The sequence below is a fragment of the Campylobacter concisus genome (genome assembly GCF_902460675.1).
Classification (GTDB): Bacteria; Campylobacterota; Campylobacteria; order Campylobacterales; family Campylobacteraceae; genus Campylobacter_A; species Campylobacter_A concisus_AJ.
In genome coordinates, this window is the sequence record NZ_CABPUQ010000001.1 from 321666 (window position 1) to 346546 (window position 24881).

At 41.3% G+C, this 24881-nt stretch carries 24 protein-coding genes and 5 tRNA genes; 17 read left to right on the forward strand and 12 right to left on the reverse strand.

Going from position 1 to position 24881, the window contains the following annotated elements:
- The first annotated feature begins 276 nt into the window (after positions 1–276).
- The 5 genes from dapB to F3G88_RS01590 all read left to right on the forward strand — a co-directional run bounded on the left by dapB (position 277) and on the right by F3G88_RS01590 (position 4489).
- On the forward strand, positions 277–1047 hold the full coding sequence (gene dapB / locus F3G88_RS01570; RefSeq protein ID WP_012001050.1) for a 4-hydroxy-tetrahydrodipicolinate reductase: 771 nt from the start codon (positions 277–279) through the stop codon (positions 1045–1047).
- Between the two features lie 278 nt (positions 1048–1325).
- Positions 1326–2663 (forward strand): amidophosphoribosyltransferase, encoded by a 1338-nt coding sequence (purF, locus tag F3G88_RS01575; RefSeq protein ID WP_107965305.1) that lies wholly within the window; start codon positions 1326–1328, stop codon positions 2661–2663.
- The gene (locus F3G88_RS01580) at positions 2660–3322 is read left to right on the forward strand and encodes a DUF8095 domain-containing protein (RefSeq protein WP_148785652.1); all 663 of its coding nucleotides are present in this window, start codon (positions 2660–2662) and stop codon (positions 3320–3322) included. Before purF ends, F3G88_RS01580 begins: the two co-directional genes overlap by 4 nt.
- A 115-nt stretch (positions 3323–3437) precedes the next feature.
- On the forward strand, positions 3438–4097 hold the full coding sequence (locus F3G88_RS01585) for a hypothetical protein (protein ID WP_149715194.1): 660 nt from the start codon (positions 3438–3440) through the stop codon (positions 4095–4097).
- A 122-nt stretch (positions 4098–4219) separates the two neighbouring features.
- Entirely contained in the window at positions 4220–4489 is a 270-nt protein-coding gene (locus tag F3G88_RS01590; RefSeq protein ID WP_223228705.1) for a hypothetical protein, read from the forward strand.
- A gap of 118 nt (positions 4490–4607) precedes the next feature.
- On the opposite strand, the gene F3G88_RS01595 is transcribed toward F3G88_RS01590, so the two are convergent.
- Positions 4608–5765: a double-cubane-cluster-containing anaerobic reductase gene (locus F3G88_RS01595; RefSeq protein WP_149715196.1), complete on the reverse strand. Its 1158-nt coding sequence runs from the start codon at positions 5763–5765 to the stop codon at positions 4608–4610.
- A complete protein-coding gene (locus tag F3G88_RS01600) occupies positions 5752–6531 on the reverse strand; it encodes an acyl-CoA dehydratase activase (RefSeq protein WP_149715197.1) in 780 nt (259 codons plus the stop codon). The genes F3G88_RS01595 and F3G88_RS01600 overlap by 14 nt, the downstream gene beginning before the upstream one ends.
- A gap of 152 nt (positions 6532–6683) precedes the next feature.
- Here F3G88_RS01600 and F3G88_RS01605 point away from each other — a divergent pair, with 152 nt between their 5' ends.
- Genes F3G88_RS01605 through F3G88_RS01630 form a run of 6 tightly spaced genes read left to right on the forward strand, consistent with a single transcriptional unit; the run spans position 6684 to position 11113 of the window.
- On the forward strand, positions 6684–8036 hold the full coding sequence (locus F3G88_RS01605; protein ID WP_149715198.1) for an MATE family efflux transporter: 1353 nt from the start codon (positions 6684–6686) through the stop codon (positions 8034–8036).
- 44 nt (positions 8037–8080) lie between these two features.
- Positions 8081–8749, forward strand: a complete 669-nt coding sequence (locus tag F3G88_RS01610) for a CsgG/HfaB family protein (protein WP_103645861.1) — start codon at positions 8081–8083, stop codon at positions 8747–8749.
- Positions 8734–9138 (forward strand): DUF4810 domain-containing protein, encoded by a 405-nt coding sequence (locus tag F3G88_RS01615; protein WP_149715199.1) that lies wholly within the window; start codon positions 8734–8736, stop codon positions 9136–9138. Before F3G88_RS01610 ends, F3G88_RS01615 begins: the two co-directional genes overlap by 16 nt.
- Positions 9128–9805 (forward strand): DUF799 domain-containing protein, encoded by a 678-nt coding sequence (locus F3G88_RS01620; RefSeq protein WP_149715200.1) that lies wholly within the window; start codon positions 9128–9130, stop codon positions 9803–9805. Before F3G88_RS01615 ends, F3G88_RS01620 begins: the two co-directional genes overlap by 11 nt.
- Before the next feature lie 5 nt (positions 9806–9810).
- A complete protein-coding gene (locus F3G88_RS01625) occupies positions 9811–10713 on the forward strand; it encodes a DMT family transporter (protein ID WP_149715201.1) in 903 nt (300 codons plus the stop codon).
- On the forward strand, positions 10691–11113 hold the full coding sequence (locus F3G88_RS01630) for a Sua5 YciO YrdC YwlC family protein (protein ID WP_149715202.1): 423 nt from the start codon (positions 10691–10693) through the stop codon (positions 11111–11113). The genes F3G88_RS01625 and F3G88_RS01630 overlap by 23 nt, the downstream gene beginning before the upstream one ends.
- Positions 11114–11569: 456 nt before the next feature.
- On the opposite strand, the gene F3G88_RS10160 is transcribed toward F3G88_RS01630, so the two are convergent.
- Both F3G88_RS10160 and typA read right to left on the reverse strand, forming a co-directional pair.
- Positions 11570–11713: a hypothetical protein gene (locus F3G88_RS10160; RefSeq protein ID WP_188117445.1), complete on the reverse strand. Its 144-nt coding sequence runs from the start codon at positions 11711–11713 to the stop codon at positions 11570–11572.
- Positions 11714–12069: 356 nt separating this feature from the next.
- Positions 12070–13872, reverse strand: a complete 1803-nt coding sequence (typA, locus tag F3G88_RS01635) for a translational GTPase TypA (RefSeq protein WP_035142358.1) — start codon at positions 13870–13872, stop codon at positions 12070–12072.
- 161 nt (positions 13873–14033) lie between these two features.
- Here typA and fliK point away from each other — a divergent pair, with 161 nt between their 5' ends.
- From fliK to F3G88_RS10600, 6 genes are all read left to right on the forward strand, one after another.
- Positions 14034–15434 carry a flagellar hook-length control protein FliK gene (gene fliK, locus F3G88_RS01640; RefSeq protein WP_149715203.1) on the forward strand — a complete coding sequence of 467 codons (1401 nt, stop codon included), beginning with the start codon at positions 14034–14036 and terminating at the stop codon, positions 15432–15434.
- Positions 15435–15442: 8 nt separating this feature from the next.
- Positions 15443–16150 (forward strand): flagellar basal body rod modification protein, encoded by a 708-nt coding sequence (locus F3G88_RS01645; protein ID WP_148785641.1) that lies wholly within the window; start codon positions 15443–15445, stop codon positions 16148–16150.
- 5 nt (positions 16151–16155) lie between these two features.
- A complete protein-coding gene (locus F3G88_RS01650; protein ID WP_149715204.1) occupies positions 16156–17757 on the forward strand; it encodes a flagellar hook-basal body complex protein in 1602 nt (533 codons plus the stop codon).
- A 166-nt stretch (positions 17758–17923) separates the two neighbouring features.
- Positions 17924–18493: a hypothetical protein gene (locus tag F3G88_RS01655; protein ID WP_149715205.1), complete on the forward strand. Its 570-nt coding sequence runs from the start codon at positions 17924–17926 to the stop codon at positions 18491–18493.
- A gap of 20 nt (positions 18494–18513) precedes the next feature.
- Positions 18514–20955, forward strand: coding sequence for a molybdopterin-dependent oxidoreductase (locus F3G88_RS01660; RefSeq protein WP_149715206.1), 2442 nt, complete (start codon positions 18514–18516; stop codon positions 20953–20955).
- Positions 20956–21121: 166 nt separating this feature from the next.
- Positions 21122–21256: a hypothetical protein gene (locus tag F3G88_RS10600; RefSeq protein WP_262974777.1), complete on the forward strand. Its 135-nt coding sequence runs from the start codon at positions 21122–21124 to the stop codon at positions 21254–21256.
- Between the two features lie 1309 nt (positions 21257–22565).
- Here F3G88_RS10600 and F3G88_RS10165 read toward each other — a convergent pair.
- From F3G88_RS10165 to F3G88_RS01695, 8 genes are all read right to left on the reverse strand, one after another.
- On the reverse strand, positions 22566–22742 hold the full coding sequence (locus F3G88_RS10165; RefSeq protein WP_188117447.1) for a hypothetical protein: 177 nt from the start codon (positions 22740–22742) through the stop codon (positions 22566–22568).
- A 368-nt stretch (positions 22743–23110) separates the two neighbouring features.
- Positions 23111–23195: transfer RNA gene (locus tag F3G88_RS01665), tRNA-Leu, on the reverse strand.
- Between the two features lie 14 nt (positions 23196–23209).
- A tRNA-Arg gene (locus tag F3G88_RS01670) sits at positions 23210–23286 on the reverse strand.
- Between the two features lie 15 nt (positions 23287–23301).
- Positions 23302–23378: transfer RNA gene (locus tag F3G88_RS01675), tRNA-Arg, on the reverse strand.
- Between the two features lie 6 nt (positions 23379–23384).
- A tRNA-His gene (locus F3G88_RS01680) sits at positions 23385–23461 on the reverse strand.
- A gap of 9 nt (positions 23462–23470) precedes the next feature.
- Positions 23471–23548, reverse strand: a tRNA-Pro gene (locus F3G88_RS01685).
- Positions 23549–23712: 164 nt separating this feature from the next.
- The gene (locus F3G88_RS01690) at positions 23713–24183 is read right to left on the reverse strand and encodes a type II secretion system protein (protein WP_149715207.1); all 471 of its coding nucleotides are present in this window, start codon (positions 24181–24183) and stop codon (positions 23713–23715) included.
- Between the two features lie 123 nt (positions 24184–24306).
- The gene (locus tag F3G88_RS01695) at positions 24307–24732 is read right to left on the reverse strand and encodes a type II secretion system protein (RefSeq protein WP_149715208.1); all 426 of its coding nucleotides are present in this window, start codon (positions 24730–24732) and stop codon (positions 24307–24309) included.
- Positions 24733–24881: the final 149 nt, after the last annotated feature.

A 24881-nucleotide genomic window follows, 5' to 3' on the forward strand; every position in this document is an offset into this window, starting at 1 on the left:
TTTAAAATTGCTTGGTTTTTAGGCTTATCAGAATATTTTTTTTAAAAAAATGCATTAATAAAATAACTCTAGGGCAGAACATAACCCTTTTTGCATAAAATAAGCAAAAAGTGCGCTCTAATATAATCAATACCCATTTTTCTGATCGCAGCAGTTACCACAATGATAATTTTTAATTAAATTTTTGCCTAAAGTAGCTCTTTTTCAAAAGCCATTTCGTAATCTCTCTATAATAAAATTTATGTTAAATTTCAACCAAAAATCAAAGGATAAATTTTGGTAAAAATAGGACTTTACGGCGCTAGCGGCAAGATGGCTCAAAGTATCATCTCTTGCTTAAAGGATGAAAAAGACGCCACTTTAAGCGTCGCTTTTAGCCAAAAAAATGAGGTTGAAAATTTAAGTAGCGAACTTTTAACAAACGACTTTGCTAAATTTTTTGAAGCGTGCGACGTTATAATCGATTTTAGCCAAAAAGAGGCGACCGTAGCACTGCTAAACTACGCTAGAACCAACCCAAAACCACTAGTCATCGGCACGACTGGACTAAATGACGACGAGAAAAACTTGCTTCACCTAGCATCAGGCACTATGCCAATACTCTACGCAACAAACATGAGTCTAGGTGTAGCAGTGTTAAATAGAATTGCAAGGATAGCTTCGAAAGTTTTAAGAGAATTTGATATAGAGATCGTCGAGCAGCACCACAGACACAAAAAGGACGCTCCAAGCGGCACTGCGATGACTTTAGCAGGCTGCGTGGCAGAGGCAAGGGATCTAAATTTAAAAGATGTTTTAGTAACAGGCAGAGCTGGCATGGTGGGTGCAAGAAGTAAAGACGAGATCGCAGTTATGGCGCTTCGTGGCGGCGACGTGGTCGGTCGTCACACGGTTGGCTTTTACAATGACGGCGAATTTATCGAGCTAAACCACACGGCAACTAGCAGAGCGACCTTCTCAAAAGGTGCCATTAAGGCTGCCATCTGGCTAAAAGATCAAAGCAGTGGTCTATACTCGATAGATGATAGTTTGGGGCTTGATGATTAAATTTAAGCTTGATGATATAAAGAGATACGAGTTAGAATTTGGCGATAAATTCTACCTACCAGAGCGCAAAAAGCGTCAAAATTTAGGAGCTGGTGAGTTGATTTGAGATTATGGAATTTAGTTTTAGTGCATGTGGATTATTATAAATGGTGCAAATAACGGCAAATGTGCCAGCACTTTGGGCAACAAGCCACTTACAAAATAGTGCTTAGGCGTTAAAAGTGAGAGCAAATTTAACTGCAAAGATGAAATTTAAAAAGATGAAAAGAGGATAAAAGATGTGTGCGATAGTTGGTATCATAAATTCTAAAGATGCGGCGAAAACGGCGTATTATGCGTTATTTTCTATGCAACACCGCGGTCAAGAGGCAAGTGGCATCAGCGTCTGTAATGACGGCGAAATTTCCACTCACAAGGGCAACGGCCTAGTCACCGAGGTCTTTAACGAAGAGATCTTAAGCTCACTAAAAGGCGACATGGCTATCGGCCACAACCGCTACGCAACAGCTGGCAAAAACTCAGGCCGTGACGCCCAGCCAATAGCCGCCAACTACGCCCTAGGTCAAATCTCAATCGTTCACAACGGAAATTTGGTCAATAAAGACGAGGTTAGAGACGAACTTATCAAAGATGGCGCGATATTTCAGACAAATATGGATACAGAAAACATTATCCACCTCATCGCAAGAAACCACGACGAACACCTACAAGATCGCATTATCGCAGCACTTGATAAGATAAAAGGCGCTTACTGCTTGCTCGTGCAGTCACGTCATAAGACCTTTGCCATCAGAGACCGCTGGGGTGTTAGGCCACTAAGCCTTGGTAGGCTAAAAGATGGCGGATACATCGTAGCTAGCGAGACTTGTGCGTTTGATCTTGTGGGAGCGACATTTATAAGAGATGTTAGACCTGGCGAAATGATAGTTTTTGAGCATGGCAAGAGCGAGTTTCAAAGCTTGCAAATTTTCGAGCCAGAGCCTAGAGTTTGCGCCTTTGAGTACATCTACTTTGCGCGCCCAGATAGTGTTATAGAGGGCAAAAGCGTCTATGAAGTGAGAAAAAAGATGGGCGAGGTGCTTGCTAGAAAAAGCAAGGTAAAGGCTGACTTTGTAGTGCCAGTGCCAGATAGCGGCGTGCCAGCAGCGCTTGGATACGCAAACGAGAGCAAAATTCCATTTGAGCTAGCCATCACTAGAAATCACTATGTGGGCAGAACCTTTATCGAGCCAAGCCAAGAGATGAGAAATTTAAAGGTCAAACTAAAGCTAAACCCAATGTCAAGCGTGCTAGCTGGTAAAAGTATCGTCGTGATCGATGATAGCATCGTTCGTGGCACTACTTCTAAAAAGGTGGTCGATCTCTTAAGGCACGCGGGGGCGAAAGAAATTCACTTCAGAGTTGCGTGCCCTGAGCTCAAGTATCCTGAGCGATATGGCATCGATACACCAAGCTTTGAGGAGCTAATAAGCGCTAAAAAAAGCGTCGAAGAGGTAAGAGAGTACATCGGAGCTGACAGCTTGGAGTTTTTAAGCATTGATGAGCTTAAAGAGAGTATCGGCAACGAGAGAAAATACTCGCTTGTAAGCTTTGATGGTGATTACTTCATAAAATGAGAAATTTAGTAGTTTTGCTGCTTGCAATACTCTTTTTTGCAGGCTGCTCGCAAAAGACGCCTAGTAAAAAGGATGAAATTTCCATCATGGTGAGCTACTTTGAACTAAACGGCGAAAAACAGCAGCTACTAATCAAAAATATGCCAAATTTGGCTGAACTAAATGCCAGTGTGCCATTTTTTGGCATGGTAAATTTTCTTGATCAAAATAAAACTACAAGTGCTTATTCTCTTGTAAATGGCGTTATAAACGTCATTGAAGCAGATAGTGCCTCTATAAATTTAAACAAAGCTAGTGATGTTTTGGCCCTTAAAAAAGCTAGCGAAATAAGGTTTTACGAGATAAGACCTGATGTGGTTGAAAGTGTTAAATTTAGCTCGCAAAATGGCGTTTGTGGCGAGTTTTTAGCTCAAAAGCCAGTTTTTGTAAATGCGGCCACCAACTACTACTTAAGAGATGATAGCTTTTTTGCAAGTTTTATCGAGGCAAAATTTGTTTATAAAAAGGGCGCAAAGATCCTGAAAAAGGAGTTTGTTTATAGCATTGCTGAGCCCAAAATCCTAGACGAAGCTAAAGAATTTACACAAAAACCAAACCAGCTTTTCTTAAATGATATGCAAAAACTTGGCAGACTGCTTGACATACTCTGCACATTTTAGCAGACACTCAGACACTAAATTTATACTTTTTCATGGGCCTGCACCCTTTTAAAATTTATTTTAAGCACGGGGGGGGGTAGAATGCCTTTTTAACCAAAAAAAGGAGAGTATAAAGATGAAAAAGCAAATTTTAGCTTCAGTCTTAGCCAGCGTGTTGGCCACAAGTAGCGTATATGCTTGGGGCTTTGGGAGTAGCAAAGAAAAACCAAATTATGATTATAGTGGGGATAAACAGTTTATAGAAACTAACACGAAAAAAATAGACACAGATAGGGCAAAATATTGGTGTTTCGATAAAGGTAATGATCTAGGCTGCCTAGCACTAGAAAAACGAGAGGCTTTAGCCAATAAAGACCTTAAAAAAGTAGTGAATTTTTATGAAAAGACTATTCCAGAATACTGCTACGATAAAAAATTTGCTCCAGCGTGCAATATACCAGCTCTTGATTTGATTAGAGAAAAAATAGTTTATTTTGCAAGAAATAGTGACGATCAAGCTAAAACTGATGCCATAAATTCTGATTACGCAAAAGCTCTTTTTGAGTCAAAAGCGGACGTAAAAATGCTCGAATACGGTTGTAATGAGCTAAAAAGTGCATATATATGTAGAGATCTACGCGACATGTATAAAAACTTAGGCGATAGAGATAAAACAAAAGAATATAACGAAAAAATGAAAAACGGCGATGAAAAGTGGAATTCAGTCACTTACGATTACCATCACGCCCGATATGCTTATGGAAGCCCTTCGGGATGGTGGTTATTGGACGATTGATTATTTAAATATGCAGGAAAAACTCCTGCATATTTTTTTAAGAAGTTACTTTTTTTAAATTAAAGTTTTTTCATTTTTTAATTCATTATTGTCGCCTTTGATTAATACATCTTTGCTTGGGGTTGTTTTCTTATTACGCAAAAGCCCTTTCTGAGTCAAAAGCAGATGTAAAAATGCTTGAATATGGCTGCAATGAATTAAAAAGTGCCTATATATGTAGAGATCTACGCGATATGTATAAATACTTAGGCGACAAAGAAAAAACGAAAGAGTATAACGACAAAATGAAAAATGGCGATGAGAAGTGGAATTCGGTTCTTTATGATTATAAGCACATGCGATATATCCACGGTGGTTATTCAAGCTGGTTACTTTTAGAAAAAATAGAATAATTAAATAAAGTATTTTTCATTCGCTTTAACTGACTTGTAAATTTAGTAAATTTCACTGCATTTAAAGTCAGCTATTTAAATTTAAAGCTAAATTTAGCCCCTGCTCTTTAAATTTATCCTAAAGCATCTCTATAAACGCCTCGAGCCTTGTCTTGATCTGCCCAGCATCGCTTGTAGAAAAGTCCGTCTCAAGCGCCATATAAGGCGTATCTACGTCGCTACATGCCCTTTTTATATTGGTAGTTTCTACGTTGTAGGTGTGACAGGCTTGCAGCACAACGTCGATCACGCCGTCCGCCTTATACTCTTTTATCATCTCTTGAAGCACATTTTCTCTATCTTTATTTGGCGACATGATCGAGCAAGGTATCGCCATGTAGCGTTTTGCTATGGCGCTAATTGGATCGTCATTTTCATCGACAAGGTTGCTAAAGTTTTTAGTTCCAGTGCAGTTTTCGTAAGCCACCACTACGCCGCCTGCCTCTTCTATGGCTGGCACGATCTTGTCATAGACCCCGCCACTTGGACAGCCTGTGATGATGATGCGTTTGGCATCTTTATGCACGGGTGAAATTTTGTCCCTCACGCACTCTTTTAGCTTATTTACGATGATCTCAAGGTCGCTTATCTGCTCCTTTTTATCAAAGATAAAGCCATTTCCATATAACAGTGCGTGCAGCTCTTTGCCGTTCATGGGTGGCGGCGTTAGCTTCATGAAATTTTGTATTTCGCCCATCAGCTCGCGCTCTTTGTTAAATAGCCTGATAGAATTTCTAAGCTCCTCATCGCTTACTTTCACGTCAAATTTAGCCTCCAGCCGCTCCTTTAGCTCCCTAACCTCATCTTGCCAAAGTTCCAGGCTCTTTTGGCTCTTGAAGTGTGGCAAGTGCATGACGTGGACATCTTTAAACTCACCCATTAGCTCATACATCTTTTTCTTGCCGTCGCACGTCGTTTCGCCGATAACGATATCAGAGTTTCGCACAAATGGGCACTTGTTTGCCTTAGCAAAGCCATAGCTTGCCTTTATGAGCGGGCAGAGGTTTTTAGGCAGGTACTTTTCGCCTTCAACCACTGCGTTATCGCCAGTAGCGCAGACGCTCACGCTGTAAGCGTTTGCTGCGTGGATGATCTCTCTTGGCGTGTAGGTGCAAAATATCGCTGCGATCTTTTGGCCGTTATTTTTAACTGCTTCGACGTTTTGGGCTAAATTTTTCTTAGCGCTGTCATAGGTAGCGAAAATTTCGCTCAAATTCATACTCTCATTTATTGCCATCTTCTCTCCTTAAATTTCTTATCCCTGCAAGGCAAGCGCCGATCGCACCGCAGTAGATCGCATCTTTGTGCGTGGTGACGCTAGCTTGCAAGCACGCTTCTAAATTTTCTCTCACATACTCGCTCTTGCTAAAGCCACCGCTTAGAAAATAGCTCGTATTTGCCTGTTTTTTAACCAAATTTGAAATTTTATTTATAGCTGAGGCGATCACCGCTTTTGCGATATTTTCTCGTGAGACGTTTTGAGCTATGAGGCTTATGATCTCAGACTCCGCAAAGACCGTGCACATCGAGCTTATGGCGATATCTTTGTCGCTATTTTTAGCAAGGCTTGTAAGCTCATCAAACCTAACTCCAAGGCGGTTTGACATCACTTCTAGAAATTTACCAGTGCCGGCTGAACATTTATCATTCATCGTAAAGTCCGTCACTGCGCCATTTTCAAGCTTGATAGCCTTCGTATCTTGTCCGCCCACGTCGATAACGGTGCAGTCGCTTTTGCAAAAGTAGTGCGCCCCAAGCGCGTGACAGGTGATCTCTGTGAGGGTTTTATTGGCGTATGGCACCGAGACTCTGCCATATCCAGTCGCTACAAAATAAAGCTCACCAAGACTTAAAGCTAAAACTCGCTCTTTTATAAGCATGGCCGTATCTGCGCTGCTCCAGCCTGTTGGGAGTAAAAATAGCTCCTTTATCTCGCCGCTACTTGCCTCCATGATCGCAACTTTTGCAGAAGTTGAGCCTATATCGATTCCGATTGAGTGCATTTTGTATCCAAAAAAGGTCTTTCTAAAACTTAGAACTGGCGTGATTTTACTCACTTTAAGACAAATTTGTCAATAAATAAGACCCAAAAATTTATAGCCTTTTCACCTTTTAAAATTTATAATTTACCCACACTTTACAAAGGGGATGAAATTTGAAAAATTTGACAAACGAGCAGAGATTTTTCTCAAATGCCGACCTCGCAAGGCTCTTTTTCCCTATCGCCGTAGAGCAGTTTTTAGAGTATAGCCTAGGCCTTGCAAACTCGCTAATGGCAGCAAGCGTTAGCGAAAGTGCGGTGAGTGCAGTAAGCCTTGTGGAGTTTGTCATGGCGCTATTTATTAGCATATTTACCGCCATAGCCACTGGTGGCTCGGTGGTCGCTAGCCAATATCTAGGTAGCAAACAAAGCGGCAACGCCAGAAATACCGCCGATCAGCTAGTTTGGTTTAGCCTAATTTTCGCAATCTTTATAGCCATTGCCATCATCCTTTTAAAAGACCTCATCTTAGATAAAGTCTTTGGCGATATCGGAGAGCAAGTGAGGAGCGATGCTAGCCACTATCTCGTTTTCTCCGCCATTTCAGCGCCCTTTTTAGCCGTCTATGCAGCAGCTGCGGCGATCTTTCGCACGATGTCAAACGCAAAGCTACCTATGTATATCATGGCGGCTGCAAATTTACTAAATGTGCTGCTAACTGCCATTAGCATCTACACATTTCACACAGGGGTGCTTGGTATCGCCATTAGCACGCTCATAGCAAGGGCGATCGCTTGCTTTGTCATCGTCTATCTGCTACTTGATATAAAGCTAAAACTTCACATAAGAAAGAGCCTTGTCTATAAATTTGACTACGAGATCATCAAGAAAATTTTAAATATCGGCGTGCCTTATGGCTTTGAAAATTCGATGTTTTACGTGGGTCGCATCATCGTTTTGAGCCTTGTTTCGCTCTTTGGCACGGCAAGCATCGCTGCAAATGCCGTGGGCGGGACGATCGTGATGTTTCAGGTGCTCCCTGGCATGGCGATAGGCACAGGTCTAAGCGTCGTCGTGGCTAGATGCATCGGTGCAAATGACTTTAATCAGGCTAAATTTTACGTGAGAAAATCGATGCTAAGCATCTACATCGTGCAGCTTTTTAGCACGGCTGTTGTTTTACTACTTCTTGAGCCGCTACTTCGCGTTTATAATCTCTCAAGCGAGGCCATAAATTTAACAAGGCAGATCGTCTGGTATCACGGCATCGCGATGTGCCTCATCTGGCCACTTGCCTACACCTATCCGACCGTTTTTCGAGCTGCTGGGGACGCAAAATATCCGATGATAGTAAATTTAGCCTGCATGTTTGCCTGTAGGATCGTGCTAGCTTATATATTTTCGCTCACGTTTGATCTTGGCATGATAGGCACTTGGTTTGCGATGTTTGCCGACTGGGCGGTAAAGGCGGTGCTCTTTGTGCGTAGATACGCAAATGGCACGTGGATGAAATTTCAAGCCATTTAAAAAAAAGTAGTAATATACACACGATTTTGTCACAAAGGATAAAGATGAAAAATGTTTTAAAATTTAGTGCAGCTCTAGTGATCGCAGCACTTTTTGCTGGATGTGCAAGCGAGAGCTCAAGAGTGGTCGAAACTCCAAAAGTAGCAAGCTACGGCTCAGTTTATAACGGTAAAAAAGTCTCAGTTTCTATTGGCCGCTTTAATAACCAATCAAACTACAATAGTGGCGTTTTTAGTGATAACGAGGATAGACTTGGCAACCAAGCTCAAAGCATCTTGATCACAAATTTACAGCAAAGCGGTAGATTTTCGGTGCTTGAAAGATCAAATATGTCAGTCCTCAAACAAGAGAGCGAGCTAAGCAAAGAGGCTCAAAATTTAAAAGGCTCAAGATACGTCATAACTGGCGATGTGACTGAGTTTGGACGCAAGACAACAGGCGATCACCAGCTATTTGGCATACTTGGCAAAGGCAAAAAGCAAACCGCCTACTCAAAGGTAAATTTAAACGTAGTCGATACTAAAACCGCAGAGGTCGTCTATTCAGTTAGCGGCGCTGGCGAATACACCCTTTCAAACAGAGAGATCATCGGCTTTGGCGGCACCGCAGGATACGACTCTACGCTAAATGGCAAGGTGCTAAGCCTAGCGATAGTTGAAGCGGTAAATAACCTAGTAAATGGCATAGAAAGCGGAGCATGGCAAGTAAAATAGGGCTTGCCAGCCTTGCACTTTTCGCGATATTGCTAGCTGGATGTGGCAACGCAGGTGGCCCAAGGTCGCTTTACTACTGGGACGGCACATATAGCAGCTCGCTATATAGCTATCTAAACGAAGATGGCGACGCAACCGAGCAAATTTCACGCTTAGAAAATTTGGTGCAAACCTCAACCCAAAGGGGCTACAAGGTTGCGCCAGGGCTTTATGCGCACCTTGGACTTTTATACTTAAATAATGGAAATTTAGGCGCTGCAAATGCAAATTTTGACAAAGAGGTGCAAAATTTCCCAGAGTCAAAAGAATTTATAAATTTCATCAAAGGCTCTAAAAATTTAACCCCGAAAAAGCAGAGCAAAAAAGAGGGAGCGAAAGATGAAAAATAGCCTGAAATTTATAGCTGTGACACTTCTTGCGATATTTTTTGCGGGTTGTTCTTTCAAAGAGCCTGAGCCATACGACTACTCAGCCTTTTTACAAAAAAAGCCACGCTCCATCCTAGTGCTCATGCCAACAAACGATAGCACCGAGGTTGCTGGCTCAGCAGCGGTTTTGGCTAACTCAGTAGCCCCACTTAGCGAGGCTGGATACTATGTATTTCCAGTGGCTCTTGTAAATGATACATTTAAGCAAAATGGCATAACCGAGCCAAGCGAGATCGCAGCCGTGCCCCTAAATAAGCTTGATAAAATTTTTCACGCCGATAGTGTGCTTTACATAAACATCAAAGACTACGGCACGAGCTACGTCGTGGTCTCTAGCTCTACAAAGGTAGTGCTTGAAGCAAAGCTAGTCGATATAAAAAGTGGCGCGACACTCTGGCAGGGCGAGGCAGAAGCTGCAGAGGATAGCAGTAATGGGCAAAACAGCCTGCTTGGCATGCTAGTCTCAGCCGTCATCACGCAGGTGGCAAACACCATCTCAGATAGATCATACGACCTAGCAGTAAGAGCCGATGCCTACCTCTTTTCTAGAAACTGCCACGACTGCATACTTTATGGGCCTTATTCGCCTCACTACGGCAAAGACGCCCAGCTACATAAAGATAGATAAATTTAATGTCCAGCCATCAACTTGGAGTGCTTCTTACGCTAGTTGGTGGCGTTCTTTGGGGGTTTAGTGGAGTTTGTGGGCAGTATCTTTTCTCGCAGGGTATAAGCGCTGATTTTCTAGTACCTTATAGGCTCTTACTAGCTGGTGCTTTTATCGTGCTTTACTACGCTTTTAAGGCTCCAAAGGCCGTTTTTGCGCCACTTACTGACATAAAACTGCTAGCAGAGCTTCTTATATACGCCATACTTGGGCTCATGATGACGCAGTATGCTTATTTTTACTCGATTGAGCTCTCAAACGCCGCAGTTGCGACCGTCATTCAGTACACAGCCCCAGTTCTCATCCTAGCTATCATCTGCCTAAAAGAGAGGCGAGCGCCAAGACCGCTTGAAATTTTGGCACTACTCTGCGCGATGCTTGGGGTCTTTTTCCTAGCCACGCACGCTCAAATTTCATCTCTTGTTATCTCGCCAAAGGCGCTATTTTGGTGCTTGGTAAGCGCCGTTTGCGTCTGCGTTTATAACCTTGCACCCACAAGGCTAAACTCCAAATACTCCGTAGCTCTGACCCTTGGCTGGGGCATGGTGATAGGTGGCGTGGTGCTTTGCCTTTATATGAGGGTGTGGGAGTTTGCTGGGCTTAGTGGCACGGCGCAGTGGCTTGCATTTTTTGCTGTCATCACGCTTGGCACGATATTTGCATTTAGCTTTTATATGACTGGAGTTAAGCTCATAGGCGCCTCGAAAGCTAGCATGATAGCCTGCATAGAGCCACTAAGCGCGGCCTTTTTTGGCTACTTTTGGCTTGGGACAAAGTTCGTCTTTTGGGACTTTTTAGGCTTTGCTCTCATCATATCATGCATATTTTTACTTTCAAAGAAGAGAGATGATATACCTAGCGCAAACTGACACGACAGCTGGCTTTTTAAGCAAAGACTACAAGGAGATAAACCACGCCAAAATGCGAAGTGAGGGCAAACCTTGCCTCATTACGACGGCTAAATTTAGCGTTTTACGTGAGCTTGCAAGAGCGCCAAAAAAGTATAAAAATTTCATCCGTCGCTCGAGAAAGACGACATTTTTATATCCAAATTTAAAGGCGATCAGGGTCGTAAAAGAGTGCGAACATGAGAAATTCCTAAGCAAATTTGACTGGCTTTACTCAAGTAGCGCAAACAAAAATGGTATGAAATTTGATGAAGCTTGGGCAAAAAGCGTGGCTGATGAAGTTGTTGATGAACGATTTTTTGAAGATATGCCATCAAAAATTTATAAAATTTCAAAATCCAAACTAAAAAAGATCCGCTAGTTAAATTTGCACCCTGCACTTTTCTTAAATTTAGGTGGTTTTTGTAGTTTGAAATGATAAATTTGCTAAATTTCACAGCTTGTAAGAGCGGTTTTAAAAGCTAGTTTTTTAGACAAGCTCTAAAATTTAATCTACTAATTAGATAAATTTACAAATATCCAAACTAAATTTAACCTGTCTCGTATTATAAGCCTCGCTCCAGACTACATTTTGAAATTTAAAGTCTGCCAGATGCTTTAGCCAAGCACTGGCTGATATAAATTTGCGCCAATATCTAAAATTGCCCACTAAGACCAAATTTAAGTCATTCAGGCTCTGCAACTCGCATAAATTTGGAGTAAGAAAGGACTAAATTTCATTAAATTTAGTCTGCTTTTTCACCATAAAGCTCACTTCAAATCCGCCTCATAGAAATTTAAATTCTGCCAACTACTGCATTCTCTTTTTATTCAAACACTAGCTGATATAAATTTGACATGCAACTAAATTTACAAACTCCCAGCTTGCATAAATTTTGAGGCAAAAGTCAAATTTCACTAAATTTAGCTCATTTGTGCGAACAAAGTAGCCATTCGACGCAACATCACTACAATCGCACAAGCAAAATCACTCAAACCACAAATTTAAAATTTTAGCCACTGCCAAAATTTGGGTGCAGAGATAGTCAAATAAGTAAATTTAATAGCTCTCAAAACCTAAATTTAGCCATTTTGCAAATTTAAATAAGTAAATTCACTAACCACAGCTAGTTGCTTTTCGCAGACAAAAACAGTCTTTATAAATTTAAAGCAGCCAAGCCCTAAATTTGACTAAATTTAACCAGCACCATTTGGTACAAGCAGATAAATTTACAAATCAATTTTCTTACTAGATTATTAAATTTGGTTTTGGGGTTTAAATTTCACTTGCTAGCCCCTTTGGCTGGCACCAAAGGGATTTTTGCTAGCAAATTTCGATTATAGTTTTGCTTTTCTTTTGCGCTCTGTTGGGTCTAAATAGCGCTTGCGAACGCGGATATTTATAGGCGTAACCTCGACTAGCTCGTCATCTTCTATCCACTCAAGAGCGCGCTCAAGGCTTAGCTTTCTAGGCGGTACTAGTTTGATCGCATCGTCGCTACCGCTTGCACGCACGTTTGTTAGGTTTTTGCCTTTTATTGGGTTTACGTCAAGGTCGTTTGGACGGCTATGCTCGCCGATGATCATACCCACATAGACTTTTGCTTGTGGATCAAGAAATAGCACGCCACGATCTTGTAAGTTAAATAGCGAATAAGCAAGCGTTACGCCGTTTTCCATAGAAACTAAAGCGCCATTTGTTCTGTGCTCGACGGTGCCGCTAAGTGGTCTAAACTCCAAAAAGCTGTGGTTCATAACGCCCTCGCCCTTTGTATCAGTCAAAAACTGGCTTCTAAAGCCGATAAGTCCGCGAGCTGGGATCTCAAATTCTATCCTTGTTTGGCCGTCGCCTGTTGGGTTCATAGAGACCATTTCAGCCTTTCTTTTGCCAAGTTTTTCTATGACTGTACCTGTCGTATCATCAGGTGCGTCGATCACTAAAAGCTCGTATGGCTCGCATTTTACGCCGTTTATCTCTTTTACGATGACTTCAGGTCTGCCAAGTAAAAACTCATAGCCCTCGCGGCGCATATTTTCAGCCAAAATGGTGATCTGAAGCTCACCACGGCCGCTTACTTTAAATTTGCCCTCGCCGATGTTTTCATACTTCATCGCGATATTTGTCTTCATCTCGTTTGCAAGGCGCTCATCGATCTTGTTTGATGTGACGTGTTTGCCCTCAGTGCCTGCAAGTGGGCCATCATTTACAGAAAATACAACGCTAAGTGTTGGCTCTTCGATATGGAGCGGATCAAGCGGATGAGGGTTGTTTGGATCAACGACGCTATCGCCAACGTCAAGCGCTTCAAAGCCAGCGATCGCTACGATGTCGCCAGTGCCAGCCTCGTTTATATCGATCCTATCAAGTCCCATAAAGCCGATGAGTTTTGAAATTCTGCCAGTTGTCTTCGTGCCATCAGCCTTTGCAAGCATAACATTTTGGTTTTTAGCTATCTTGCCGTTAAAAATCCTCGCAATGCCGATCTTGCCGACATAGTTGTCATAATCAAGCGTGAAAACTTGAAGCTGAAGTGGGTTCTCGTCGCTGCCGCTTGGAGCTGGTACGTGAGCTAGGATAGTCTCAAAAAGTGGCTGCATATCTTTGTTTTCATCGCTTAGTTTTAGCTTTGCGTAGCCATTTTTAGCAGCTGCATAAACGACTGGAAACTCTAGCTGCTCGTCATTTGCGTCAAGTGCGACAAAAAGGTCAAAAATTTCATTTATAACGCGGTCTGGATCGCCTGCAGGCTTATCTATCTTATTTACGACGACGATTGGGCGAAGTCCAAGTGAGAGCGCCTTTTTGACGACAAATTTAGTTTGTGGCATAACACCTTCTTGCGCATCGACAAGTAGTAAAACGCCATCAACCATCTTAAGAACACGCTCTACCTCGCCACCAAAGTCGGCGTGGCCTGGGGTGTCGATGATGTTGATCTTTGTATCTTTGTAGCGAATGGCGGTGTTTTTAGAAAGGATCGTGATGCCACGCTCTCTTTCGATGTCGTTGCTATCCATTACACGCTCGCCAAGGTTTTGATGCTCGTTAAATGTTCCTGACTGCTTCAAAAGCTCATCAACCATTGTTGTCTTACCGTGGTCGACGTGCGCGATAACGGCTATATTTCGTATCTTTTCCAAATGTTTCTCCGTTTATTAGTTTGATATTTTTCGCTTTATCAGTTTTAAAATAGGGGCAGATTATATCCAAATTTTTATAAATTTTAAGCTGATATCAAGAAATTAATTTTTGGAATAGATTTTGCATGTAAGCGTTAAGTTTTTAAATTTAAAGGGATTAAATGCAAGCTTACACAGCGAAAAACAACGTAGATTTGCTAGCTCCTGCGGCTACCAAAAAGCCTGCAGCTGCGAAGAAGTCTCAAAACAACGGCGAGTTTTTGTCGATGGTTTTGGATGCGGCTGCGAGCAAAGCAAATAGCGGTCAAAAGATCACTGAAAAGGATGTCAAAGAGATAGTAAAAACTGTTGATATCCAAAAAGAGACGATAGAAAAGGCGCAAAACGAAAGCGTGGCAAAAATTTCGGCCGCACTTGAAGAAAATTTGGACGAAGATACAAAAAATGAGCTCTATGAAAATGCAAATTTCATGCAGCTTTTGCAAGTTTTAGAGATACTAAATGGCAATGAAAAGGTAAGTAAATTTCCAAATTTCAGCGACAAAATAGCAAATTTCTTAAGTGTGCCCCAAAACGTCGAAGAGCTTAGCAACGTTAAAAGCGTTAGCGATCTTATCGACCTTGCTAAGAAATTTGACCTTGGTCTTGAAAATATAGAAATTTCAAATGAAGATGTGCCAAAACTAAACGAGATGTTTAAAAATTTGGGCAAGCAGGAATTTTTCACGCCGATAAAGACTGAGGACAAGCCTTTTTATCTAAAAGAGCTAAAAAACGAGGTCGAGCAAACTATCATCAAAAACGAGCCAAAAGAGGTCGTAAAGCTTGATACTTTGCTAAAAGAGGTGGTGGCAAATCCAGTCAGCGAAGTTAAAAATTTAGTCAAAGAAGAGCCTAAAAAGCTAGATGATAGTGAAGTAAAGCTTGATGATGAGATAGTGGACGTTGAGCCAGATGAGCAGCCAAAAGAGCCAAAAGTAAAGGTAAATTTACACGAGCAAAAGGCGCAAAAAGCCCCAACTCTTGAGTCGCTACTCTTTCTAGAAAGAGAGCAGATGAGAGAGGCTGAGCAAAGCGAGGAGACCTTTAGCAGTGATAATAAATCAGAGCTAAATCAAATGGTAAAAGATATCGCAAACAGCGCTAAACACCAGCTTCAAACAAAGGCGGAGATAAAAGAGACACTTAGCAACTTCTCTTCTACGCTAAAAGAGCAGGTGCAAAACTACAAAGCGCCGATCACTCGCTTTAACATCACGCTTAATCCGCTAAATTTAGGCGAGGTCGAGATCACAATGGTAAATCGCGGCAATAATTTGCATATAAATTTTAGCTCAACTACAGCTACGATGAACCTCTTTTTACAAAACCAAGCTGAGTTTAAAAACAGCCTTGTAAATATGGGATTTACCGAGCTTGAAATGAATTTCTCAGATCAAAACCAAAGACAAGAAAAAAGAGAACAAGCAAAGAACAAATACAGCTCAAATCAAAACGACGAGAGCGAAAATGCTCAAGCGGAACAAAGCTTGCTTGAGCTAGTAATACCAAGATATATTTAGGAGAGATTATGGCTTCAGTTTCAGATATAACTACACAAACAACACAGCAAAAAAACGCCGAGAAAAAGGCAAAAGCAAGACAAGACGCTGCAGCTAGCACAGGAACTAATCCAAATGGACAGCTAGATAAAGATGCATTTATGAAGCTACTTTTAACAGAGCTTCAGCACCAAGACCCAACAAGCCCTATGGATACTGAAAAGATGCTAACGCAAACTAGCCAGCTAGCGTCAGTCGAGATGCAAGAAAACACAAACAAAGCGATGAAAGAGCTAGTAAGTCAGCTAAAATCAAACGCAAATGCCTACGCTATCTCAGCCCTTGGCAAGATGGTCTCAACTGGCTCAAATGCAGTCACACTAACAGATGAGAAAAAAGATGCAAATTTTGCGCTTTACTTTAAGACAGATCTTGCAAATGGCAAAATCGAGGTCAAAAATGCAAATGGTCAAGTCGTAAGAACAACTGATCTAAATGAGACAAATGCAGGCGTTCATAACCTAGCTTGGGACGGTAAAGACGCGTCTGGCAACCAAGTGCCAAATGGCTCATACACCATTTCAGCGACTTACACTGGCAAAGATGGCAAAGAGTATAAAACACAAGTAGGCAACTACCCAGTCGAAGCGGTGAAATTTGTAGATGGCAAAGCTATGATGAAGGTAGCTGGCGAATACGTTTCAATGGATAAAGTATCTGAATATTACGAGGGCTAAAAGCCATGATGAGAGGTTTTTACAACGGGGTTAGCGGCATCAAGACGCAAAGCTTTGGCATGGATGTTTGGTCAAACAACATCTCAAACATAAATAATGTCGGTTTCAAAGCTTCAATCCCTGAGTTTAAAAATTTAATCAACCAAAACCTAGTCTCAGCAGGAAGCGGCCCAACTAGCGATCAAGTGGGACTTGGAGCTACCAAGCAAACGACTGCGCTTGACATGTCAAATGGTAGCTTTCAAAGCACTGATAACAACTTTGACCTTGCCATAGGCGGAGATGGCTTCTTTGGCGTTGTCGATAAAACAGGCAAAAACTACTACACAAGAACAGGCACTTTTGACATAGACGCGGCTGGAAATTTAGTAGATACTAGGGGAAATTTACTCCTTGGCACGCTTGCAAATTTCACTCCGACCACGCCAAGTGCAACCGCTCTTAAAAAATATGGTCAAACCTCAAGCGCCCCACAAGCTTACACAGTCTCGCAAGAGGAGCTAAGTCTGGGCGATCCTGGCTCGCAAAAGAGCATAACACTGCCTCATTTTTTATTTATGCCAGCTGAGGCCACTACAAAAATCAGCCTAAAAGGCAACCTAAACTCAAGCCGCATAACAGATAAAAAAACGACAGCGCTTGATGCTAGCCAATACGCCTACACGCTTGATAATATAAACAAGACGATCTCGCTAAACGGACAGATCCCGCTAAGCACGACAAGCCTTGGTGCAAAGCCAGGCGATAGCATAGTCGTCAAGGTCAAAGACGGCGACGGTAAATTTAGTGAGTTTTCTACCACGCTTGAGGGTGACGGCACATGGCAGATAAATGATAAAAATTTGAAATTTATGGACTTTGCAAATTTAGAGGTAAATGCCGAGATCACATCGCTTGTCGAAGTGCCAAACAAAGAGAAACTAACCTCTGACATATACAACGCAGACGGCACAAAGAGCTTGGTCACTATAAATTTAACCAAGCAGATCCCACAAACTGGCGACCAGACTATCTGGGACGCGGTGGCAACGATAACTGATGCTAGCGGAGCCGTGCAAAATACAGCAATGGGCTCGCTTACATTTAATGGCAGTGGCAGGCTTGTGGCAAATACACTAACAAGCGTTGGCGGCGTAAATTTAAACTTCGAGGGTGACGGCGATGCGGACGTTTATAACGGCATGATGAGCTCAGCAAACGCCAGAAAAGACTTTAATATAAAAAGAGATGGCTACGCTGAGGGGCTTTTATCAAAGTATAGCGTCGATGATCGTGGCAACATCATGGCAAATTTCGACAATACGCGAGCATTTCCAGTGGCAAAAGTGGCCCTTTATCACTTTATAAATGACCAAGGCGTGGCAAAAGTGGGCGACAACCTTTATGAAGCCACAGCCAACTCTGGCGAGCCATTTTTTTACAAAAACAAAGCTGGCGAGACCGTTTATGGGGCGCAAATTTTAGCAAACAAGCTTGAGATGAGTAACGTCGATCTTGGTCAAGCACTAAGCGAGGTGATCGTCACGCAAAAGGCCTACGAAGCGAGCGCAAAAAGCATCACGACAAGTGATGAGATGATACAAACTGCTATCCAGATGAAGAAATAATCCTTAAAGTAAATTTGGGCGAGCAATCGCCCTATTTTTATAACTTTAAATTTACTTTAGCCCTTTCAAATCCCCTAAAATACTCACTTTTCTCTAAATATATCAATATAATTTTAAGCGTGCTGGTTATAAAATTCATTTAATTTCTTTTTTTAAGGATTGTCAAATGAAAATGCTATTTTTAGCTCCAGTGCTAGCTTGTAGTCTTGCCTTTGGTGCTGATGTGATCGCAAAAGATGCGAACATAACACTTGATGGTAAGATGATCGGTAAGATCGAGGTTTTAACGCCAGTTGAAGTCGTCGAAAAAGGCGATAAAACGAGTAAGATCAAGGTTGGTGGTGTAGTGTCGGCAAACTACTTGGCCCAGCTTCAAAGAAGCGTAGAAGACCCTGAAGTTTTTGTAGCTTTTGATGACGAGAGCGAGGCAAATTTCAAAAAAGTAAAAGACCTTGAAGATGACTACGGCGAGGTTTGGTACCAAGCTGATGGCGTTTATGAAGTGCCAAATGACGCGCTTGGTGGCAACCAAAAAGAGCTTTATGCAAAGGCAAAGAAAATTTACGAAGAGACCTGCTCGGCATGTCACAGACTGCATGAGCCAAACAGCTTTACAGCTGCTCAGTGGCCAGCAAATTTACAAGGCATGGTCGATGCGAAATTTGTTGCACTTGATGAAACTGATCTAAATTTAGTGCTTAAATACCTACAACACAATGCCAAAAAAGTAAAATAAATTTTCATAAGGGAGAAAATATGAAAAGACGAGATTTTATAAAATTTTCTGCACTTGCTGCCACAGCGGCGCAGGCAAACAAGATAGAGGGCGTGACTAAGACCATTTTTGACCAAAACAAGACCTTTGGCGCAAATAGATTTGGTCTATTTTGGGCAAATACCAACTCAAACCAAATCGTCTCCGTCGATCCATTTGAGGGCGATAAATTTCCAAATACCATGAACAACAGCTTGCCAGACCTCATCCAAAACGAGAGCCGCGTGCTCTATCCATACGTAAGAAAGAGCTATTTAAAAGCAAAAGGCGCAGCAAAGAGCGAGCTTCGTGGCAAAGAGGAATTTGTGCGCGTTAGCTGGGATACTGCCCTTGATCTAGCAGCAAAAGCCTTAAAAGAAAATTTTGATAAGTATGGCCCTGAGAGCATCTACGGCGAGTGCTACTGGTGGGGCGGTAGCGGCAAGATCAGCTGGGGTAGGACTGTTGGTCACAGGATGCTAAAAGTGCTTGGCGGATATGTAGAAGAGAGCGGCGACTACTCAACGGGTGCTGGCCTTGTTATCATGCTTCACGTCCTAGGCAACAGCGCCGTTTATGATGCTCCGACAAAGTGGGAGGCTATCGCTAAAAACGCTAAAAATGTTGTATTTTGGGGCACTGACCCACTTGTAACTGATCAAATTTCATGGCAGCCACCAACACATGATGGCTATCTTGGCATCAAAAAGATAAAAGAGGCAGGCATAAAAACTTATAGCGTTTGCGTCTTTAAAAACGACACCACAAGATACCTTGACTCTGAAGCTATCATCGTTCGTCCAAATACCGACGTAGCAATGATGCTTGGCATGTGCCACTATCTATATGAAAACAAGCTTTATGACGAAGAATTTATCAAAAAATACACAGTTGGCTTTAATAAATTTAAAGACTATCTACTTGGCACAACCGACAAGGTGGTAAAAGATATCAACTGGGCGAGCAAAATTTGTGGCGTAAAAGCCGAAGATATCGCTAAATTTGCAACAGCGCTTGCAAAAGAGCCAAGCGTCATCATCGCAGGCAGGTCACTTCAAAGACAAGATCACGGCGAGATGGGCTTTTGGGGCATCGTAACACTTAGCGCGATGCTAGGTCAGATAGGCAAAGAGGGTCTTGGATTTGAGTTTAACCTCTACTACGCAAATGGCGCTACAGACAAGATCGCTCCGTCACTAAAAGGCATAAGCACCAGCATCAGCGAAAAATACGACAACGTAGATGGCGCTCCTTGGAAGAAATTTAAAAACGTCACCATCCCATCTTCAAGATCGATCGAGGCTTTGCAAAACCCCGGCAAAGAGATAGACTATGACGGCTCAAAGATCAAGCTACCACACATGAGAGTGGCTTACATGGCGTCTGGATCGATGTTTACAAGGCATCAGGATGTAAATAACGCCGTAAAAGCGTGGCGTAAATTTGACACCGTAATAACCGCTGAGCCATTTTGGACAAGCACAGCAAAACTAAGTGACATCGTCTTGCCAGTAGCCCTTGAAGTCGAGAGAAACGACATCAACCAAAGCGTGCCTACAAACGAATACATCGTAGCTTACAAGCCTGTCGTAGAGCCTATGGGCGAGAGCAGGAGCGATTACTGGATCTGCTCACAAATTTGCAAACGCTGGGGCAGAGAAGAGGTCTTTACAGAGGGCAAAGATGAGCTTGGCTGGGCAAAAGAATTTTACGCAGACGCAGCCGAGCAAGCCAAAGGCATAAATGTCAAGATGCCAAGCTTTGATGAGTTTTGGAAAGAGGGATATGTTAGATTTGAGCAAGATGACGAAGCTAGCAGATACTACACAAGGCTTAGCGCTTTTAGAGAAAATCCTCACAAAAACCGCCTAGGCACGCCATCTGGCAAGATAGAGCTCTACTCTCCAACTATCGCTAAATTTGGCTATAAAGACTTTGCGCCACACGTTGCTTGGATCGAGCCGTTTGAGTGGCTTGGCAGCGAAAAGGCTAAAAAGTATCCATTTAGCGTCACAACCCCACACTCAAGATATCGCCTCCACTCACAGCTAAATAACTCAATAATCAGAAACTACGCTGAAGTATGCGCGCGCGAGCCAATGCTAATAAACGTAAATGACGCCAAAGCAAAAGGCATCGCAACTGGCGACGTGGTGAGAGTATTTAACGACAGGGGCGAAATTTTGGTTGGCGCGCTAGTCACCGACATCATACCAGAGCACGTCATCGCCATCTGCGAGGGTGCGTGGTACGATCCTGAAGTGCTAGGCGAGAAGAGCCTTTGCAAGCATGGCTGCGTCAATGTCCTAACTCGCGACAAAGGCACATCTAGCATCGCTCAAAGCAACTGCGGACACACGATCCTTGCAAATTTGGAAAAATATAAAGGCGAGATCAAGCCGATCACTGCGTTTTCTAAACCAAAAATTTTGCAATCTTTGTAGAATTTATATAAATTTAGCCCTCGCTTGGGGGCTAAATTTGATCATTTGCTACTTTTAATCAAAATCATCTTGTGGCTTAAATTTGACCCATAGTTAGTCTAATCAACCTGCCCTAAGGCGCTAAATATCACTTATCAGAAATAACAACTAGCGCTAGAATTTATCTATGAAACCAATTTATATTTTCGTAAATTTAGGCACGCTTTATCGCCTAGTTAAAAGATACGAAGCAAAGAATTTCTATCTTTTCAAAAAAACAAAATGCTATCTAAAGGCGCTTTTAGAACAAGCTGATTGCTGAGTAAATTTCGAAGCAAGTGTAAATTTGGCTAAAAATTTGCTAGTAAAATTTTAGATTTATGTCTGAAGCGACTAAATTTCATCGTAAATTTTCATGCCACTAAGTTTTGTAGTCAAATTTAACGAGAGTAGAGCAATCAACCAACTCCATTATCGCTAGTTCTTAAAACACTGCAAGCGACACAAGGAAACCATTTTTCTAACAGCCCAAATTTATAATTAACTCTGTTTTTACTCTTTAAATTTAACTCAAGATACAAATTTGCTAGTAGAATTTGGCTCCAAAAATGTTTAAATTTAGGCGCAAATTTCTATTTATGGTCAAATTTAATAAGTGCTTATCAACCGCAGCTATCCCCAATTATCACGAGCCATTAGAACATCACTAGAACATAAACTATAAAAAAGCATCTTTTCTGGTAGCTCAAATTTAGCGCTTTCGTTTTAAATTTAGTCTCTTTTTTAAGTATCGTGGCTTCAAAATTTAAGCCACAGCAAACAAATTTAGCCATAAATTTCTATCTTATTTTGTTTTGCAGTTAAATTTAGTGAGGCATATCAAATATAACCAACTTTACTATTAAATCGATAGGCTTCTACTTGTAAAAGCTATCTTTACTAGATAAATTTACTGCCAAATTTCAAATTTAAATTATTTTCTTACTTATTAAAATCATAGCGTCCAAATTTTTAAATTTAAACCCAAAATAACTAAATTTAGCCCCTTGATTTTTAAAATTTGCGCTCAAATTTAGCAGTAGAGCCTCGGCTGCAACCAAACTATCACTGTTGTTATTACGCCGCACTAGATTATGCTTGCCAATAGTTCAAAATTTGATTTTAAATTTGGCATTTTACGCCTTAAATATTAAAGGCTTAAACCAAAAATGGCTAAATTTAGAGGTTATTTTATCTTATTGGGATTTATAGTTGCGCCTCCCAACATCAGCTATCCCACCCAAAGGCATTACTACAGTTGCCACAACATTTTCGCATATATTCACACAACGTTCATGTGGGTCTTACAGTCCAATGGCAACTTTCTCGCCTAGTAGTAAATTTAACTTTGATATGAGATTAGTAGAAAAAGGTTTAAACTAAAAATTGCCACACTCAGCTATAATTTTTTATCTTGTCAGGATTTGCATTTGTGCCTTTTATAAGTCATCTAGTGCCCATTGTCGTGCTACACTCTTACGATAGATAATGCCCTACTTAATGGCTCAATATCAATCATACTGCCATATAAATTTTGCTTTAAACATCAAAGGCGCTGGTTTAATATAAATTTACCGCTTTCATAGCCATTTTCACATTTTACGGCGCAGGACAAAATGGCTCTTTAAAATGACATATTTGTTTTTACTAGCATCACTAAATTCGCAAATAGCACCATTACAGGCACTAAAGAGCTCTTTAAAACAAGATATTTGCTTTGATTTATCCCACAAAAACACAAATAGCGCTGCTACCAAAAAACGAACCATCTATCCAGTCACCATTTTACAAGCCAACTATCAAGCTAGCATTTATATCAACAGATCTTTCTGCCCCGCACTGATCGATCCTGTTTAAGCCAAAAGTGCGTTATCAAACTCGTCAAAAATAGCTCATCAAGCCCAACAGCGCGCGCCTTTAAGCGTTGCTAAAAGCAACAGTCAGCAACGCTATTACACTCGCTTCTAAATTTTTATTACCAAAAGTGTAAATTTAAGAATTTGATCTATAAATTTTATAAATTTAATGAAAAAGATTTGATAAACGAAAATTTCTACTAAATTTTTGAATAAGTAAATTTGATAAATTCAAATGAAAATCGAGTTTCTGAAAGTTTTAAAATGGAGTTTAAAAAAGATGGTGCGGATGAGAGGACTTGAACCTCCACGCCGTGGGGCACCAGATCCTAAGTCTGGCGTGTCTGCCAATTTCACCACATCCGCACAACAATAATAAGTGGTACGCCCATCAGGATTCGAACCTGAGGCCTACGGCTTAGAAGGCCGTTGCTCTATCCAGCTGAGCTATGAGCGCATAAAGTCTTTCAAGTGGCGCGCCCGATAGGAGTCGAACCCATAACCTACAGATCCGAAGTCTGTCGCTCTATCCAATTGAGCTACGAGCGCCCAAAATGGGGTGAGTGATGGGAATCGAACCCACGACCCTCAGGACCACAATCTGATGCTCTAACCGACTGAGCTACACTCACCATTTAACATGGTCGGGGTGAAAGGATTCGAACCTTCGGCCCTCTGGTCCCAAACCAGATGCGCTAACCAGACTGCGCTACACCCCGCCTGAGTCGTGTTTGTAAGTTTATGCCACTACCTCATTAAAAAGTCGCATTGTATCTAAAAATGTTATTGTTGTCAAGAAAAAATTAGTTTTGGACTTTATTTTTATAAAATTTCAAGAATTAAGTGTAAATTTCAGACTTTAATCTTTTTGAAAAATATCTAGCTAAAAAACGATGCGAACAGCGCTAAAGCTGATATGAGCTGGCAATGCTCCTTGTGCTGGCTTTATCATACTTTGGCTAAAGCGCTTAAATTCTGGAGCTTCCCAAAGTTTTTTACATAAGCCTTGCTCGCTGATATCTACTCCCAAGCAGCTTTGGTCTGCGGCAAAGAATTTTAATGAAATGCACCTTTCATTTTTAGCAAAAAAGCCAAGATCGCCAGAGCTATCCACAACCCCAGCATTTGTCATCTCTTTAAATTTAACTTTATTGTTCGCAGTATCAAGAGCTAGTTTGCCTTGTGATATATAGTAGGCATTTATCTCTTCGATAGCGGTTCTAATCTCCGCCATAGTCTTTACTAAGACCGCATCATCTCTTGTAGCGCTGATCCTTGGGATAGCGATCGCGGCTAAAACACCGATGACAACTATAATGAGAATTAGTTCGATCATAGTAAAAGCTTTTTTCATTACTTCATCCTTGAATTTGAAGTTGCGAGATTATAGCTAGAATTTTTATAAATGAAAGATAAATTTTGAAATTAAGTTAAAGAAGAGTGGCAAGGAATTTCCTTGCCAAAAAATTATATATTTTTAGTATTTTATACCCATGCCACCAAATTTAAGCGTGTTGGCTGTCTTATTGTCGCTGCTTTCAATTAATGTTTTAACATTTGCTAAACCTGGTAATTCCCAAACTTTTGCACAAAGACCATTTACTCCTATAGTTAGTCCTATCTCTCCGCTTGTTGCATTTCCAGTACCTACTGTCAAACACTTTTGACTTTTTATTTCTATCGGGCTTTTTACGTTTGACATTTTAGAAGCATCGCTAGCAAATGTACCTTGTGAAGTGTAATAAGAACCCAAATCAGCAATAAGTGTTTGTATATTTGTAGCAGTTTTAGCTATCTCTGCATCATCCCTTGTTGCAGCTAGTCTTGGTATAGCGACTGCGGCTAATATACCTAAAATCACGATCACGAAGATCAACTCGATCATTGTAAAACCTTTTTTCATGGTTCCTCCTTGAAATTTGTGTAATTTTTCGCGGATTATACAACATTTTTTTCAAAAGGCAAATAAAAACTAAATTTTTTACAATTTAGCCGATTTGGTAGTTATGAAAAAGAATTCCGCTATAATGACGCTCAAGAATATGGAGATTT

Bases quoted from the DNA above. Each gene is read 5' to 3' on its own strand.
- purF (WP_107965305.1), top strand. From the start codon at position 1,326: ATGTGTGCGATAGTTGGTATCATAAATTCTAAAGATGCGGCGAAAACG.
- F3G88_RS01580 (WP_148785652.1), top strand. From the start codon at position 2,660: ATGAGAAATTTAGTAGTTTTGCTGCTTGCAATACTCTTTTTTGCAGGC.
- F3G88_RS01585 (WP_149715194.1), top strand. From the start codon at position 3,438: ATGAAAAAGCAAATTTTAGCTTCAGTCTTAGCCAGCGTGTTGGCCACA.
- F3G88_RS01595 (WP_149715196.1), bottom strand. From the start codon at position 5,765: ATGGCAATAAATGAGAGTATGAATTTGAGCGAAATTTTCGCTACCTAT.
- F3G88_RS01600 (WP_149715197.1), bottom strand. From the start codon at position 6,531: ATGCACTCAATCGGAATCGATATAGGCTCAACTTCTGCAAAAGTTGCG.
- F3G88_RS01610 (WP_103645861.1), top strand. From the start codon at position 8,081: ATGAAAAATGTTTTAAAATTTAGTGCAGCTCTAGTGATCGCAGCACTT.
- F3G88_RS01615 (WP_149715199.1), top strand. From the start codon at position 8,734: ATGGCAAGTAAAATAGGGCTTGCCAGCCTTGCACTTTTCGCGATATTG.
- F3G88_RS01620 (WP_149715200.1), top strand. From the start codon at position 9,128: ATGAAAAATAGCCTGAAATTTATAGCTGTGACACTTCTTGCGATATTT.
- F3G88_RS01625 (WP_149715201.1), top strand. From the start codon at position 9,811: ATGTCCAGCCATCAACTTGGAGTGCTTCTTACGCTAGTTGGTGGCGTT.
- F3G88_RS01630 (WP_149715202.1), top strand. From the start codon at position 10,691: ATGATATACCTAGCGCAAACTGACACGACAGCTGGCTTTTTAAGCAAA.
- fliK (WP_149715203.1), top strand. From the start codon at position 14,034: ATGCAAGCTTACACAGCGAAAAACAACGTAGATTTGCTAGCTCCTGCG.
- F3G88_RS01645 (WP_148785641.1), top strand. From the start codon at position 15,443: ATGGCTTCAGTTTCAGATATAACTACACAAACAACACAGCAAAAAAAC.
- F3G88_RS01650 (WP_149715204.1), top strand. From the start codon at position 16,156: ATGATGAGAGGTTTTTACAACGGGGTTAGCGGCATCAAGACGCAAAGC.
- F3G88_RS01655 (WP_149715205.1), top strand. From the start codon at position 17,924: ATGAAAATGCTATTTTTAGCTCCAGTGCTAGCTTGTAGTCTTGCCTTT.
- F3G88_RS01660 (WP_149715206.1), top strand. From the start codon at position 18,514: ATGAAAAGACGAGATTTTATAAAATTTTCTGCACTTGCTGCCACAGCG.
- F3G88_RS10600 (WP_262974777.1), top strand. From the start codon at position 21,122: ATGAAACCAATTTATATTTTCGTAAATTTAGGCACGCTTTATCGCCTA.
- F3G88_RS10165 (WP_188117447.1), bottom strand. From the start codon at position 22,742: ATGGTTCGTTTTTTGGTAGCAGCGCTATTTGTGTTTTTGTGGGATAAA.
- F3G88_RS01690 (WP_149715207.1), bottom strand. From the start codon at position 24,183: ATGAAAAAAGCTTTTACTATGATCGAACTAATTCTCATTATAGTTGTC.
- F3G88_RS01695 (WP_149715208.1), bottom strand. From the start codon at position 24,732: ATGAAAAAAGGTTTTACAATGATCGAGTTGATCTTCGTGATCGTGATT.